This window comes from Actinomadura hibisca NBRC 15177 (assembly GCF_001552635.1).
Classification (GTDB): Bacteria; Actinomycetota; Actinomycetes; order Streptosporangiales; family Streptosporangiaceae; genus Spirillospora; species Spirillospora hibisca.
Window position 1 is genome coordinate 226,706 of the sequence record NZ_BCRO01000012.1, and the last position, 13,579, is coordinate 240,284.

General features: G+C 67.6%; 18 protein-coding genes. 13 read left to right on the forward strand and 5 right to left on the reverse strand.

The features are described 5' to 3' along the window. The first annotated feature begins 148 nt into the window (after positions 1 to 148). The 4 genes from AH6_RS07165 to AH6_RS07180 all read left to right on the forward strand — a co-directional run bounded on the left by AH6_RS07165 (position 149) and on the right by AH6_RS07180 (position 2,953). Entirely contained in the window at positions 149 to 649 is a 501-nt protein-coding gene (locus AH6_RS07165) for a heme-binding beta-barrel domain-containing protein (RefSeq protein ID WP_067475540.1), read from the forward strand. A 316-nt stretch (positions 650 to 965) separates the two neighbouring features. After that, positions 966 to 1,382, forward strand: coding sequence for a Fur family transcriptional regulator (locus AH6_RS07170; RefSeq protein WP_067475543.1), 417 nt, complete (start codon positions 966 to 968; stop codon positions 1,380 to 1,382). Positions 1,383 to 1,392: 10 nt separating this feature from the next. After that, positions 1,393 to 2,412, forward strand: a complete 1,020-nt coding sequence (gene ygfZ, locus AH6_RS07175) for a CAF17-like 4Fe-4S cluster assembly/insertion protein YgfZ (RefSeq protein ID WP_067475546.1) — start codon at positions 1,393 to 1,395, stop codon at positions 2,410 to 2,412. A gap of 31 nt (positions 2,413 to 2,443) precedes the next feature. Continuing rightward, entirely contained in the window at positions 2,444 to 2,953 is a 510-nt protein-coding gene (locus AH6_RS07180) for a hypothetical protein (RefSeq protein WP_245679211.1), read from the forward strand. On the opposite strand, the gene dtd is transcribed toward AH6_RS07180, so the two are convergent. Then, on the reverse strand, positions 2,950 to 3,375 hold the full coding sequence (gene dtd, locus AH6_RS07185; RefSeq protein ID WP_067475553.1) for a D-aminoacyl-tRNA deacylase: 426 nt from the start codon (positions 3,373 to 3,375) through the stop codon (positions 2,950 to 2,952). The genes AH6_RS07180 and dtd overlap by 4 nt on opposite strands. Positions 3,376 to 3,419: 44 nt before the next feature. Here dtd and AH6_RS07190 point away from each other — a divergent pair, with 44 nt between their 5' ends. Continuing rightward, a complete protein-coding gene (locus AH6_RS07190; protein ID WP_245679212.1) occupies positions 3,420 to 4,223 on the forward strand; it encodes a beta-keto acid cleavage family enzyme in 804 nt (267 codons plus the stop codon). A gap of 51 nt (positions 4,224 to 4,274) precedes the next feature. On the opposite strand, the gene AH6_RS07195 is transcribed toward AH6_RS07190, so the two are convergent. Then, positions 4,275 to 5,456, reverse strand: coding sequence for a UDP-N-acetylglucosamine--N-acetylmuramyl-(pentapeptide) pyrophosphoryl-undecaprenol N-acetylglucosamine transferase (locus AH6_RS07195; RefSeq protein WP_067475559.1), 1,182 nt, complete (start codon positions 5,454 to 5,456; stop codon positions 4,275 to 4,277). Positions 5,457 to 5,842: 386 nt separating this feature from the next. On the opposite strand from AH6_RS07195, the gene AH6_RS43505 reads away from it, so the two are divergent. From AH6_RS43505 to AH6_RS07225, 6 genes are all read left to right on the forward strand, one after another. Beyond that, positions 5,843 to 6,325 carry a DUF6879 family protein gene (locus tag AH6_RS43505; protein WP_373861752.1) on the forward strand — a complete coding sequence of 161 codons (483 nt, stop codon included), beginning with the start codon at positions 5,843 to 5,845 and terminating at the stop codon, positions 6,323 to 6,325. 4 nt (positions 6,326 to 6,329) lie between these two features. Next, complete coding sequence (locus AH6_RS07205) at positions 6,330 to 7,184, forward strand: helix-turn-helix domain-containing protein (protein ID WP_067475564.1); 855 nt, start codon at positions 6,330 to 6,332, stop codon at positions 7,182 to 7,184. Between the two features lie 34 nt (positions 7,185 to 7,218). Further along, positions 7,219 to 7,554, forward strand: a complete 336-nt coding sequence (locus AH6_RS07210; protein ID WP_157431315.1) for a hypothetical protein — start codon at positions 7,219 to 7,221, stop codon at positions 7,552 to 7,554. Beyond that, positions 7,551 to 7,730 (forward strand): hypothetical protein, encoded by a 180-nt coding sequence (locus AH6_RS07215; RefSeq protein ID WP_067475570.1) that lies wholly within the window; start codon positions 7,551 to 7,553, stop codon positions 7,728 to 7,730. The genes AH6_RS07210 and AH6_RS07215 overlap by 4 nt, the downstream gene beginning before the upstream one ends. Before the next feature lie 282 nt (positions 7,731 to 8,012). Further along, positions 8,013 to 9,332 (forward strand): histidine--tRNA ligase, encoded by a 1,320-nt coding sequence (gene hisS / locus AH6_RS07220; RefSeq protein ID WP_067475572.1) that lies wholly within the window; start codon positions 8,013 to 8,015, stop codon positions 9,330 to 9,332. Between the two features lie 17 nt (positions 9,333 to 9,349). Next, positions 9,350 to 9,973, forward strand: a complete 624-nt coding sequence (locus AH6_RS07225) for a hypothetical protein (protein ID WP_067475575.1) — start codon at positions 9,350 to 9,352, stop codon at positions 9,971 to 9,973. An 84-nt stretch (positions 9,974 to 10,057) separates the two neighbouring features. Here the strand turns inward: AH6_RS07225 and AH6_RS42185 are convergent, their stop codons facing one another. Beyond that, positions 10,058 to 10,264, reverse strand: a complete 207-nt coding sequence (locus tag AH6_RS42185; RefSeq protein ID WP_083982347.1) for a DUF397 domain-containing protein — start codon at positions 10,262 to 10,264, stop codon at positions 10,058 to 10,060. A 33-nt stretch (positions 10,265 to 10,297) separates the two neighbouring features. After that, complete coding sequence (locus tag AH6_RS07230) at positions 10,298 to 11,152, reverse strand: helix-turn-helix domain-containing protein (protein ID WP_067475578.1); 855 nt, start codon at positions 11,150 to 11,152, stop codon at positions 10,298 to 10,300. A gap of 331 nt (positions 11,153 to 11,483) precedes the next feature. On the opposite strand from AH6_RS07230, the gene AH6_RS44585 reads away from it, so the two are divergent. Then, positions 11,484 to 11,882 (forward strand): ATP-binding protein, encoded by a 399-nt coding sequence (locus AH6_RS44585; protein ID WP_067475581.1) that lies wholly within the window; start codon positions 11,484 to 11,486, stop codon positions 11,880 to 11,882. A gap of 307 nt (positions 11,883 to 12,189) precedes the next feature. Further along, positions 12,190 to 13,152, forward strand: coding sequence for an asparaginase (locus AH6_RS07245; RefSeq protein WP_067475587.1), 963 nt, complete (start codon positions 12,190 to 12,192; stop codon positions 13,150 to 13,152). Here the strand turns inward: AH6_RS07245 and AH6_RS07250 are convergent. Continuing rightward, positions 13,149 to 13,508: a hypothetical protein gene (locus AH6_RS07250; RefSeq protein ID WP_157431318.1), complete on the reverse strand. Its 360-nt coding sequence runs from the start codon at positions 13,506 to 13,508 to the stop codon at positions 13,149 to 13,151. The genes AH6_RS07245 and AH6_RS07250 overlap by 4 nt on opposite strands. Positions 13,509 to 13,579: the final 71 nt, after the last annotated feature.

Here is a 13,579-nt window from a genome sequence, read left to right on the forward strand (position 1 = left end):
CGCGCACTCTAATCTCTCGTAAGATCACGCCATGGGCGGCATGGTGAACGCGGGGGTCCTGGTCCTGTTCTTCGGCGTGGTGGCGCTCGCCGCGATCGCACTGGTGGCGCGGCTGGCCCGGCTGAAATAGCCGCTACGCTCGGTGCCCATGGAGCCTGAGCTGCACCCCGACCTGAAGCCGCTGGAGTTCCTGCTCGGCACGTGGAAGGGCGCCGGAGTCGGCGACTACCCGACCATCGAGGCGTTCAACTTCGGGCAGGAGATCTCCTTCACCCACAACGGCAAGCCGTTCCTGAGCTACGCCAGCCGGAGCTGGCTGATCGAGCCCGACGGCTCGGTGGGCCGCCCGCTGGGCACCGAGACGGGCTACTGGCGGCTGCACGAGGGCAAGCAGATCGAGCTGACCCTGGCCCACCCGACGGGCATCGTGGAGATCTACGTCGGCGACCTGGCCTTCCACCGCATCCAGCTGCAGACCGACGTGGTGGCGCGCACCGCGACCGCCAAGGAGGTCACGGCGGGCACCCGCATGTACGGGCTGCTGCCGGAGAAGGACGGCAAGCGCGACCTGGGTTGGGTCTATGAGATGGCGGCCATGGGTCAGCCCCTCCAGGTGCACCTGTCGGCCCAGCTCAAGAAGGCCGACTAGCCCCGGGAAATGAACGATCCCCGGGCCTTCCCACCGGGTGGCGGGGTGATGGACAGGACTGGTCCATCGGCCCGAGGATCGGGTAACTGCCTGGTTATCGCCGGTCGCCGTCGCGACCGTACGTGCCGCCGCCTAGACGGCGGCTCCGAGGCGTGAAACGGCGACTAGCGGACAGCCACCTCGCGAGTCCCAGAATGAATCATTTCTTGGACCACCTCCTTTCGCGCGTGCTCGCAAGCTATGCGACGTGAGCGGCGCAGGGCAAACGTTTTATTCGCGAGCACTTCGACGACCTTGTGGCGCATACACTTCGGGCATGGCCGAGACGTGGCAGGAGGAGCTGCGGGCGAAGGGCTACCGGGTCACGCCGCAGCGCCAGCTCGTCCTCGAAGCGGTGAGCGATCTGGAACACGCGACGCCGGAGGAGATCTGCACCCAGGTGCAGCGCACCGCCAAGGGCGTCAACATCTCCACCGTCTACCGGACGCTGGAGCTGCTGGAGGAACTGGGGCTGGTCAAGCACGCCCATCTGGGGCACGGGCCGCCCAACTACCATCTGGCCGCCGACGCCGAGCACATCCATCTGGTGTGCCGCGACTGCGGGACGGTCAACGACGTCGACCCCGAGGCCGCCGCGGGGCTCGCGGCCGGGCTGCGCAAGGAGTTCGGGTTCGAGACCGACGTGCACCACCTCACGGTGTACGGGCGCTGCGCGGGCTGCCACGCGTCGTAGTGTGGAGGGCATGGAGAGCCCGCTGCTGCAGTTGAAGGGCGCCGTCGCAGGCGACGCGCCCGACCAGGAGATCGCCGCGCACTACGGGGAGCCGTCGCAGGAGCAACGCGCCCTGGAGGCGGGGCGGGCCTTCGTGGACCGCAGCAACCGGGGGGTCGTGCGGATCGCGGGGCCGGACCGGCTGCGCTGGCTGCACAGCCTGACCAGCCAGCACCTGGAGGGGCTGAAGCCGGACGAGCCGACCGAGGCGCTGCTGCTGGACGTCAACGGCCGGGTCGAGCACCACCTGAGCCTGGTGGACGACGGCGAGGCGGTGTGGGCCCACGTCGAGCCGGGCGCCGCGCCCGCGCTGGTGGAGTTCCTCGACCGGATGCGGTTCATGTTGCGGGTCGAGGTGGCCGACGAGTCCGAGCGGTTCGCGGTGGTGACGCTGGCCGGCGAGCCCGGCGCGTCGTACCCGCACGGGGAGCGTGGCCTGGCCGACCCGGTGACGGGGGGCGTTGACTGGATCGTCCCGCGCGAGCGGCTGGCGACGCTGCCCGAGGACGTCCCCGGGCTGCGTCCGGCGGGGATGTGGGCGTACGAGGCGTTGCGCATCGCCGCGCACCGGCCGCGCCTGGGCCTGGACACCGACGCCAAGGCGATCCCGCACGAGATGGGCTGGATCGAGGTCGCGGTGCACCTGAACAAGGGGTGCTACAAGGGGCAGGAGACGGTCGCGCGGGTGCACAACCTGGGGCGTCCGCCGCGCCGCCTGGTGTTCCTGCACCTGGACGGGAGCGTGGACCGGCTGCCCAAGCAAGGTGACCCGGTGGAGATTCCGGGCGGCCGCACGATCGGCTTCGTGGGGTCGGCGGCCCGACACCACGAGCTGGGTCCGATCGCGTTGGCGCTGGTGAAGCGGACGACGCCGGTGGACGCCGAGCTGCTGGCCGGTGGGGTCGCCGCGTCCCAGGAGGTCGTGGTGTCGCCCGACACGGGGGCGAACGCGCAGATCGCCCTCCGGCGGACCGCCGCAAACCGGGCGTAAAACAGCGGCCATCCGGGCAAAATCGTCTGACGTGGAGGAAGCACGCGAACGGCCGCCGTCAGACGAACCACCGCTCGCGGGCAAGAAGGGGGCGATGGGCCGCCGGCGGCGCCGCAGGCGCGAGTCGGCGCTGCTGTGGTGGGCGTTGTTCGCGGGGATCGCCGTGGCCGCGTGGTGGTTCCGGTCGTGGCGGCTGGCGCTGGTCGGCCTCGCCCTGTGGTGCCTGTACGAGTTCGTGCTGGTGCCGACGGTGTGCCGGGTGATGACACGGCAGGGCTACTCGTGCCGCGAACCGGCCCGGGGACGGCTGTTCGCCTGCGCCGAGCCGCACCAGCGGATCAAGAGCGACGCCGTGTGGCGGCTGGTCGGAATGGGCGACCCGTTCCGCAAGAAAACAGCGCCTGACCCGAACCGCGACACCGGCGTGGTGCTGGTCTCGCCGAAGGTACGGGGCAGGCTGGCGCAGACCGACATGCTGCTGATCGTGCTGGCCGCCCTCGGCACGGTGGTGACCCTCGCCGGGATGGTCTACGGCCTCTAGACCTCCAGGACCAGCGTGATCGGCCCATCGTTGATCAAGGCGACCTTCATGTCCGCACCGAAGACCCCGGTCTCGACCTTGGCACCGAGCTTGCGCAGCTCGGCGACCACGGCGTCCACGAGGGGCTCGGCGACCGGGCCGGGGGCGGCGGCGATCCAGCTCGGACGACGGCCCTTGCGCGCGTCCCCGTAAAGGGTGAACTGGCTGATCACCAGCAGTGGCGCGCCGAGGTCGGAGGCGGACTTCTCCTCGTCGAGGATGCGGAGCCCCCACAACTTGGCGGCCAGCTTGCGGGCCTGCTCGGGAGTGTCGTCGTGCGTCACCCCGACCAGGACCATGAGGCCCGGCCCGTCGATCTGTCCGACGACGCGACCGTCCACGGTCACGCTCGCCTCGCTCACCCTCTGGACGACTGCTCGCATGAGACTGCATTCTGCCTGGCATGGGAGCAACGACGCTCATTACGGTGGCGCCCACGGGCGCCGAGTCCGCCAAGTCCGACGTCCCGGCCCTGCCGGTGACGCTAGAAGAGCTGGTCCGCACGGCGAAGGAGTGCGAGGCGGCGGGGGCGGCGGTGATCCACGTCCACATCCGCGACGACGCCGCGCGCCCCACCCTCGACCTGCCCCGCCTGACCGACACGGTGCAGGCCCTACGGGAGGCGACGGGCCTGATCGTGCAACTGTCCACGGGCGGCGCGGTCACGGACCCCTACGAGAACCGGCTGCGGGTGCTGGAGGCCGACCCGGACGGCTGCTCGCTGACGTGCGGGACGGTGAACTTCGGCGACGAGGTGTTCATGAACCCGTGGCCGTTCATGGTGGAGCTGTACCAGCGCACGCAGGAACTGGAGATCGTCCCTGAATTCGAACTGTTCGACCTGGGCCAAATAGCCGCCCTACACCGCCTCCTGGACAAGCACGGCCTGCCCTACGGCGGCCGGGTGCACTGCGACCTGGTGATGGGAGTACCAGGCGGAATGCCAGGCGACACACGCACGCTGGTAGCGGCCGTCAACGCCCTACCGGAGAACGCAACATGGTCGGCAACAGGCGTAGGCAGAACGGGCCTACCAGTACTGTTCGCGGCCCTATCGGCAGGCGGCCACCTACGCGTAGGAATGGAAGACACCCTGACCTACGCAAAGGGCCAGCCAGTAACGTCGAACGCCCAACTAGTGGAACGAGCCGGAGCCCTATCCCGCTTCGCACAACGCCCGCCGATGACTCCGGCAGAAGCCCGAGAGTTCCTGGGAGTCAAGAGCCGCTGACCGCTCGGAGCCTCCCGCCACCAGCGGGAGGCCCTTGCTGGATGATCGCGTTCAGACCGCGCCGTGGGCAGCCGCCATGACCACGTCCGCCAGACGTTCGGCGGCGTCCGGACGTCCCTGCTGGCGGGCCCGCGCGGCCATCTCGGCGCGCCGGACGGGATCGGCCAGCAACGGGGCCAGCGCCGTCCGCAGATCCGCGGCCGACACCTCGCCGAGCAAAGCGGTCGCAGCGCCCGCATCGGCGAGATGCCGGGCGTTGTGGGCCTGCTCGCCGCCCGCCGAGGACGCCAGCGGGATGAACACCGCCGCCCGGCCGAGCGCGGTCAGCTCCGCGACCGTCCCGGCCCCCGACCGGGAGACGACCACGTCCGCCAACGCCAGCACGTCCGGCAGCTCCGCCCCCATGTACCCGGCCAGGAAGTAGTGGCCCGCAGCTGCTGCGGGCAGCCGGGCAGCGCCCTGCCGCAGCGTCTCGACGTGGTCGCGTCCGCACTGGTGGACGACGTTCGAGCGTTCCAGCAGCCACGGCAGGATCTCCGCCACCAGCGTGTTGATCTGCTGGGACCCCTGCGCCCCGCCGGTGACGTACACCGTCGGCAACCGCCGATCGTGGCCGTGCCAGCCCAGCGCCTCGACCGCCTTGCCGGGTCGGCCGATCAGCACGTCGGGCCGCACCGGGTTGCCCGTCACCACGGCGTGCGACCGAGCCGCCTCCGGCAGCAGTGGCAGCGTGGACTCAGACGACACCGCGACCGTCGTCGCGACCTTCGCCAAGACCTTGTTCGCCAGGCCCAGCCGCACCGTCTGCTCGTGCACCACCAGCGGCCGACGCGCCGCACGCGACGCCAGGCCCACCGGGATGGCGACGTACCCGCCGGTGGACAGCACCACGTCCGGCGCGTAGGCGGCGATGATCCGACGGGCCTGCGCCACCCCGAGCGGCACCCGGGCCATGTCGCGGACATTGGTCGGCGACGCGAGCTTCAGGGGGTTGGACGATCGGCGGATCTTCCCGACCGCGACCGCCTCGAACCGGATGCCCTCCTCAGCGCAGACACGCGCCTCCAAGCCGTCACGGTCTCCGACCCACAACACCTCCAGCGCGCCGCCCGACGCCGCCACCTTCGCCGCGATCGTCCGCAACGTGGTCAGCGCCGGATAGGTGTGCCCGCCGGTCCCGCCACCGGTGACGAGCAGGCGAAACGTGCGGGCAGAGCCAGCGTCGAAGGTCAAAGAGGATCCCTGGGACTAATGGCGGCGTGCGGGCACAGAAACAGTAACCGGCCCGTTGACTGTGGGGCATTCACGTCCGAGGGTCGTCCTCGGCGCGCGAGGCGCTGAGAGTAGCGCAATCTCATGCAACCTACGGGCGGTGCGGACAGGCTGCGCCTTACCTTCTCTAATACAAGTCCGACAAGTTCGAGACGGCGAGCGACTGTTCGCCTTTCTACGGTGTCAACCGAGGAGGTTGGACCGGACAGGGTGAGGTACGGAACGACTCGGAGGTCCGGGAGCAGGCCCAGAACCTCAAGGACAACGAGGGATATCTCTGACATCCCGGCGATCTGATAGACAGGCTCGTCCGCATGTGCGCGAAGGAATGGTATGGAGTGATCTCGATGGAGAAACGAGCGGAGTTCGTCAAAGCTGGTCGCCGCATTCTCAAGCTGGAGTTGAGGGACAACTGCGCTATTGGTGGCGAAGGTCTCAAGGAATGGCGGTCCGACGACCATGAAAGATTCATGGCTTCCTGCCGGGCGGGACAATGGGTAGAGGTTGGGCGTACCCTGCGAAGGGACCGCGTGGTGTCCGAGCCGTTGGCGGAATGCCGACGGATGTCCGTCCGGTTCCCTGGCTCGGTGGTTGAGACCAGGGAAAACCTTCGCTGGTTGCCCCGCAGGCTCACGTCAGCACTGCTCCTGCCGGGAAACGTCCTCTTTGTTCTGGATGATCAGGCGGCCATCTTCAACGCCTTGGACGGCGCCGACAATCGGACAGAAAAACAACTCTTCACTGACGCCGACTTGATGAAGACGTGCCGGAACGCATTCGAGGCCGCTTGGTCTCTTGCCGTCCCTCATCGCGACTTCCGCACGGCGTGAGTCGTTGTCGGACCAGGAGGCCGACGCCCGTAGAGCGTTTGGCATACGGCTCAGGGATCTTCGCCGGGACGCGCGCCTCACGGGTCGGGAACTGGCGGATCGGACAGGTCTCCACCCGACCAAGGTGTCCCGGATCGAACATGGCCGGCAGAACCCCTCTGAGGAGGACATCAGAGCATGGTGTGGAGCCTGTGGAGTGGAGCAACAGGCTCTTGAGCTGATCACCATTCACCGTGAAGTGGAACAGATGTGGGCGGAATACCGCCAGATGTTCCGCAAGGGGCAGAAGAGCGTCCAGGCGGAGGGCACTCCGCTATACAAGCGAACCCGGCTCGTGCGGGCCTATGAGGCGATCGTGGTTCCGGGCATCTTGCAGACGCCCGGCTACGTTCGTGCAGTCTTGGGGATCAACGCTCAGGTTCACGGATTGCCCGCGGGCGACGTCGAGGAAGCTGTCCAAGCGCGCTTGGAGCGCCAACGGTTCGTGACTGAGGGGACAGCCCATCTCTTCTCGTTCGTCATGGAAGCGTCCGTGCTCACCTACGCCTACGGCGACATGGACGCGATGAACGAACAGTTCGACTTCCTCCTGGGCGTGGCGTCCCGCCCGAACGTGTCCCTGGGGATCATCCCTCCGGGCTTCCGCAAGGTGTGGGGCGGTGAATGCTTCTACATGTTCGATGACGCGATGGTCCGGAGCGAGATGTGGACCGGCCGCTTCCGCACCACGCGGCAGGACGAGATCGCGTTCTTCGCCAAGGTGTTCCGCCTGCTAGGGGGACAAGCGGTCTACGGTCCTCCCGTGCGGATCTTCATAGAGCGGGCGCGGAGTCGACTGCAATCTGGTGAAAGCTTCTAGAGCCGTCCGCGACGAAGCTCCTACCGTCATGGGCATGAGCTTCGACAGCCCGCAGTATGGCGAGGTCTCCGCTGGTCAGCCCGCTCTTGCGGGTGAGCGTCGTGCGTACCTGACGGCGCTCGATGCGGCCGTGGTGGCGCGTGGCGGGATGTCGTGCGGGGTGGTGCCGCGTGCGGGTACGCCGGTGCTGCACGTGATCAACGCGGAGTCGCCGCGCCGTTCGGTCGAGGTGGGCTGTGACTTCGTGGACGGTGCCTGGCGGTTCGTCTGGGCGGCGACCGGCGAGACGATCGGGCCTGTTGATGACGCCACTGGCGTGGTCGATGCGATTGCCCGATCGTTGGGGACTCACGCAGGGGTGATCCGGTGACCGTGACGGCTGAGGTCCTGGCGCAGGCGTTGGAGATCGTCAAAGCCGCCTACCACGAGGCCATGGGCCGCGCGGGAATGCTGAAAGGCAAGATCGAAGAGGTCCACGTCTACGCCGAATCCCAGCTCATCGCGCTGGACCGGGAGGACGACGTTGGGGTCGGGCCTCCCTCCTGAACTCCTCTGGGTGGGCGGTGGTTGAAGTTCCCCACGCCACGTCCGCCCGGAGGCACCAAGTGCGGCGACCGGCCACGCCTGCGGCTTCTCAAGGCCGGGAACATGGATCGAAGGAACGAGGGCGCGGCAGGTCTTCCGATCAGCCGTTGCCAGGTGGAGGCAGTCTGCGGCCGATACGATGAGTGATCGGTCGACTCGCCTGGACGCATCTGGCGTCCGGTTCTAGACGGGCGACCGGACAGCTCTCTGCACGTTCCACGGTGACGGTGGTCAGGAGTTCTCATGTCACAACAGTTCGAGCCCCCGTCGGGCACCCGCGACTTCCTCGCCGGTGCGTTGCGGACGCGTGAGCGGATGTTCGCGCAGATCCGCACGGTCTTCGAGCGGTACGGGTTCGAGCCGTTGCAGACGCCGGCGTTCGAGCGGCTGGAGACGCTGACCGGCAAGTACGGGGACGAGGGCGACAAGCTCATCTTCAAGATCCTGCGCCGGGGCGAGCACGAGGCGACCGGCGAGGCCGACATGGCGCTGCGCTACGACATGACCGTTCCGCTGGCTCGGGTCGTCGCCAACTACGGTTCCCAGCTCCCCACTCCGTACAAGCGGTACGCGATGGGACCGGTATGGCGGGCCGACCGGCCCGGCAAGGGGCGCTTCCGTGAGTTCGCCCAGTGTGATGTCGATGTGGTCGGCTCGGCCTCCCCTCTGGCGGAGGCTGAGGTGGTGTGCGCGCTGACCGACGCGCTGGACGCGGTCGGTGTGCGCGGTTACCGGGTGCTGGTGAACTCCCGGCAAGCCCTGGCCGGGCTGCTGGAGGTCTACGGCGTCCCTGGTGAGCTGGGCGGCGGAGTGCTGATCACCCTGGACAAGCTGGACAAGCTCTCTCCAGAGAAGGTCGCGGCGGAGCTGGTGGCGGCCCGATCGTTGCCGCAGGAGATCGCCGGCAGCCTCACCGGCGATCTGACCGCGCCGGACGCGGTGGAACGGATGCGCACGGCGCTCAAGGACAGCGAGGCCGGAAGCGCCGGCCTGGCCGAGATAGACCGGCTGCTGGAGTTGACGGTCCCCAAGGTCGGTGCTGAACGGATCGTGTTCACTCCGAGCCTGGTGCGCGGCCTGGACTACTACACCGGCGTCATCTTCGAAGTGGTGGCCGAGGGGATGCCCGGCTCGATCGCCTCTGGTGGCCGCTATGACGGTCTGATCTCGGCACTCGGCGGGCCGGACGTCCCGGCCTGTGGCGGGTCGCTGGGCGTGGAGCGCATCATCGGGCTGCTGGATGACAGCGTCGGCGAAGGCGAACGGCTGGATATGGCCGTCACCGTGATCGACGAGGGCGGCGCGGCCGAGGTGATGGGCTTTGCCGCCCGGCTGCGCGATGCGGGCCTGCGCACCGAGGTGTACCTGGCCGCCAGCCGCAAGCTGGCCAAGCAGCTCAAGTGGGCAGGGGACCGCCAGGCCCGATTCGCGCTGATCTACGGCGCGGCCGACCGGGAAGCGGGCGTGGTCACGGTCCGGGACATGGACTCCGGCGAACAGGCCCAGGTGCCGACCGCCGACCTCGTGGCGCACCTCACCCAGGGGAGCGCACCGGCACGGTAACTCCAGGGAGGCCAAGGATGGGACAGCAAGGCGACCGCGTCTTCGCCGCGGTCGAACAGCGGGGCTATCCCGATCCCTGGTCGAGGTTCGGAGAACAACTGTCCTGGGAGTCGGCCTACGCCGTTCAGATCAAGACAGCCATCGACGCCGCCCGCAAGGACACCGGTGCACAGGCCGCCGAGCACATCGGTGGCCTGTTCGCCGCCAAGGCCCAAAACCTCGCCGCCGCCCGCGATCTCCTGGCCGACGCGTTGAGTGAGTACGACCGCACCGGCATGTGGGAACTGCTGGACGAGCGGGCTGCTCGTCTGAACATCGATGACGTGTCCGAACGCTGGGCGGTCGGGCTGGCCCACCATCCCTTCCCGATCGCGCTGCGGTCACTGCAGTTCAATTGGCGCTACATGAAGGACAACGGCGTCCGGGCTTTCTATGAGATGACGACCGGCTACCTGGACGCCCTGATGGCCAGCCATCGTCGTTGGGCTGACGCATGGGAAGGCGAGGCGGCGACCGGCGTCGTCGACCGTGTGACCACCGTCGAGTGCGACCTGACCTCGGAAGAGGCTCCTATGCACTGCGACATCTGCCAGAAAACCATCACCGCGCTGTTGTATCTGGATGAGATGCCTGCTGTCTGAAAGCGGGGTCGCTGGAGCTGCCTGACAGCCAGAGCCTCCCACTGGCGGCGGGAGGCTCTGGTGAGCTGCGGTGTGGCGTAGGAGTCAGCGGGGATCGAGTTCGCCTGCTGTCACGCGGTGGTGGAATGCCGTCCATTCCGAGGGGGAGAACCGCAGACGGGGGCCGTTTGGGTCCTTGCTGTCGCGCACGGTGGTTCCGGCATCGGCGGCGACTTCGACACAGGCTCCGCCGTTGCCATCGCTTCGGCTGGCCTTACGCCAGATCAACTTCTCTTCGCGGAAAGTACCCATGGCGGGATACCCGCCTTCCTTCTCTGGTGGTCGTCATAGCGGAGAGGCGGCTTCTTCCAGCAGGTCCCGCGTAGCGTCGGGGCCCAACGCATCAGCGCGCAGCAAGTTGAAGATCTTCGCGTAGACGGCCACTTCCTGCGGTTCCTCCAAGAAGATGCTGCCCAGACGGTACTCGACATAAGCGACGTCGGGATCATCTTGGCTGGGAAGTTCGAGGAGGCGGAAACTGCCCTGAGACGCCGGGTGTGCGCCGCTGGAGAAGGGGAGCACTTGAAGGGTGACGTTCGAGCGCCTGGACATGAGGATCAGGTGTTCCAGTTGCGCCTTCATCACGGCTGAGCCTCCGACCAGACGGCGGATTCCGGCCTCGTTCTGGACGATCCACAGTTGAGGCGCGTCCGAGTCCTCCAGCAGCCGCTGCTGCCGTCCGAGGCGCACAGCGATGCGATGCTCGATCTGTTCTTCGGTGGGCGTCTCCGGTTCCGCAAGGATCTGGGCGCGCATGTACTCCTCGGTTTGGAGAAGCCCTTCGATGCTGTCGGTCGAGTAGGACCGCATCTCGACGGCCTCATCCTCTAGTCCGACCAGAATCTCGAAGCCCTTGGGGAGCGCGTCGCTGTAACGGTGCCACCAGCCTGGTTCCTTGGTCTGACGAGCGAGGTCGGAGTAGCGGTGGGCTTCTTCGACGGGGAGGCCGTAGAACAGGCAGAGGGCGAGGATGTTGGCGGACTTCGGCTTGTGGGTGCCCGCTTCGATCCTGCTCAGTGTCGCGGGGGCGATGCCGGCGGCCGCGGCTGACTCTTCACGCTTCTTGCCTGCTTGATCGCGAAGCCGCCGCATTTCGCGAGCAAGGCGGCGTCCCGCGACGGTGGAATTGGCTTTTGTCATGCCTGCAACCTCCGTGGGCGTTTTTCCCTCGTCGGTTCCATGATTTTTGAGAGGTTCTCATCAGAGTCTCTTGTCAAGCAGTACTCGGAGGGACACGCTAAGTGTAGTGATGCACGACACACCGTGCCTGCGCTTCGTGCATTCGGATGCCCATAGGCCGACATCGGGAAGTGATCTCATGGGACTCAGCGAGCCTCCCCGCCGCCCAAAGCTTCTATCCCACGGTCAACAAGAGCCGGGTCGTGAGGGTGGGATGGCGAGTGATGGATGGCCAGCGCGGTCGTCCACCGGTCTGCTCGATCGAGATGGCCGACTGCCAGACGGGAGGCTGGTGAGTCATCTCATCGAGTTTGCAGCTGAGACTGAGAGTGTTCGCTATGGGCGGCGCTGGCTCGGGGAGAAGGCGGCGGGACTGGCCGCGCTGCCGGAGGACGTGCGCGGTGACCTCGTCCTCATGTTGTCGGAGACGCTGACCAACGCCGTCGTGCACGGGGCCGGGCTGCGTGTGGCCGTCTATCTCCTCGCTGCGGAACGGTGCGTCGAGGTCGGGGTGCACAACCGGGTCGCGGCAGGAGAGGACGAGCCGCGTCCGTCCGAGGGTGGGCCCGCTGACGAGAGCGGGCGGGGCCTTGGTGAAGTCGTCGAGCAACTGGCCGACGCGTGGGGATGGTGCGCGCTGCCCTGTGAAGGGTCGGCCGGGGTTCTGGTCTGGTTCCGGAAGGGGTGGTGAAGGTGGCGCACTACGGGCGGCAGCAGCTCCAGTACGGCGGGCCTGTGTATGAGCGGGAGCGGCCGAGTTCGGGGGCGTATCCGCGCAGGGCGGCGGGGCCCGTGTCGCATCGGGGGCCGTCTCGGGTGGTGCTGGGGGACTATCTGTTCGCCCTTGGGCTGCTGGTCATTGGGCTTGTGGTGGGTGGGGTCGGCGCTGGGGCTGTGTGCTGGGCCTGGTGGGGGTGACTGTCAGGACTGTTCGGGTCTTTCGTTCCTGAATATCCTGGGAAGGATCATCGTCGGGTAGGTGCTTCCTAGGGGGAAACGTGAGCGGTCCGGTGCTGGTTGAGGTGGAGCGGTCCGGGTTCGTCGAGTCGCGGCATCGTGGCTCGGCCGTCGGGCTGGCCGCTGACGGCTCGGTCGCGGTGAGCGTTGGGGTTCCGGATGAGCCGATCTTTCCCCGGTCCGCCAACAAGCCCATGCAGGCCGTCGCCATGGTCCGTTCCGGGTTGGGGCTCGCTGGCGAGCTGTTGGCTATCGCGGCTGGCAGTCACTCCGGTGAGGACTTCCACGTTGAGGGTGCCGAGCGCATTCTGGCCGCGGTTGGGCTCGGGGAAGATGATCTCCAGTGCCCGGTGCAGTGGCCGCTGGATTTCGACGTTGCCCTAGAGACTGCGCATGGCGGGGGGACCAAGTCTCGGCTGCGTATGAACTGCTCGGGCAAGCACGCTGCGATGCTCGCCACCTGTGTGGCGGCCGGGTGGCCTACTGCGAACTATCTGCATGTTGAGCATCCGCTCCAGGCCGCTACCCGTGAAGTCGTGGAGGAGTTGACGGGGGAGAAGCCTGCTGCGGTGGGTGTTGATGGGTGTGGTGCGCCGTTGTTCGCTGTTTCGGCTACGGGTGTTGCTCGGGCCTTTCGTGCGTTGGTTTTGGCGGAGCCTGGGAGTCCCGAGCGGCTTGTTGCCGATGCCATGCGCGAGTTTCCGCAGTGGACCTCCGGCACCAAGCGTGAGGAGCGGCGGCTCATGGATGCCGTTCCCGGACTGGTCGTCAAGTGCGGGGCTGAGGGTGTGGACGCTTTCGCGTTCGCCGATGGGCGGGCGGGCGTTATCAAGATCGATGATGGGGCGATGCGTGCCCGTACGCCGGTGACGGTTGCGTTGTTGCGCTCTTTGGACGTGCCCGTTGCTCGTCCGGATGTGCTGGATGAGCTGGCCACCGTCACCTTGCACGGCGGGGACGACCCGGTTGGCGCGATCCGGATCGTCCCTGGCGTCTTCGGTTAGAGCCGGGTGGCCCCTGAGTTCCTCGGGGGCTCCGGCTCGGTGGTGTGGGTGGGCTCGGTGACCTTCGTCTTTCTGGGCCGTTGCGGCTGTGCCGCTCGCATCGCCCTGCCCACGTCGCTGTGCGAGAACATCCCCGGCCGGTAGCGGTACATCCCGCCCTCCGCCGGGCCCCGGTGCGGCGACTGGTTGTAGCCCCGCTTCGGGTGCGCGCTCGGCCAGGACGCGAACCCCACCAGCGCCAGCCACGTCACCAGCGCCAGTGCGATCACCAGCGGGCCGATCAGCAGGGTCAGCCCTGGGCCGGTAGGGGCGCTGCCGCCGCCCGCCGGGCCGGCCGCCACCTGTGTCAACACCATCGTCGTGACCATTCGATCCCCCGATCGAGCGCGGAAACGTCGGCTGACATGACTTTAAGCAGTCATATCGT

Coding starts and splice junctions, on each gene's coding strand:
- AH6_RS07165 (WP_067475540.1), top strand. CDS start 149: ATGGAGCCTGAGCTGCACCCCGACCTGAAGCCGCTGGAGTTCCTGCTC.
- AH6_RS07170 (WP_067475543.1), top strand. CDS start 966: ATGGCCGAGACGTGGCAGGAGGAGCTGCGGGCGAAGGGCTACCGGGTC.
- ygfZ (WP_067475546.1), top strand. CDS start 1,393: ATGGAGAGCCCGCTGCTGCAGTTGAAGGGCGCCGTCGCAGGCGACGCG.
- dtd (WP_067475553.1), bottom strand. CDS start 3,375: ATGCGAGCAGTCGTCCAGAGGGTGAGCGAGGCGAGCGTGACCGTGGAC.
- AH6_RS43505 (WP_373861752.1), top strand. CDS start 5,843: ATGGAGAAACGAGCGGAGTTCGTCAAAGCTGGTCGCCGCATTCTCAAG.
- AH6_RS07210 (WP_157431315.1), top strand. CDS start 7,219: ATGAGCTTCGACAGCCCGCAGTATGGCGAGGTCTCCGCTGGTCAGCCC.
- hisS (WP_067475572.1), top strand. CDS start 8,013: ATGTCACAACAGTTCGAGCCCCCGTCGGGCACCCGCGACTTCCTCGCC.
- AH6_RS07225 (WP_067475575.1), top strand. CDS start 9,350: ATGGGACAGCAAGGCGACCGCGTCTTCGCCGCGGTCGAACAGCGGGGC.
- AH6_RS42185 (WP_083982347.1), bottom strand. CDS start 10,264: ATGGGTACTTTCCGCGAAGAGAAGTTGATCTGGCGTAAGGCCAGCCGA.
- AH6_RS07230 (WP_067475578.1), bottom strand. CDS start 11,152: ATGACAAAAGCCAATTCCACCGTCGCGGGACGCCGCCTTGCTCGCGAA.
- AH6_RS07250 (WP_157431318.1), bottom strand. CDS start 13,508: ATGGTGTTGACACAGGTGGCGGCCGGCCCGGCGGGCGGCGGCAGCGCC.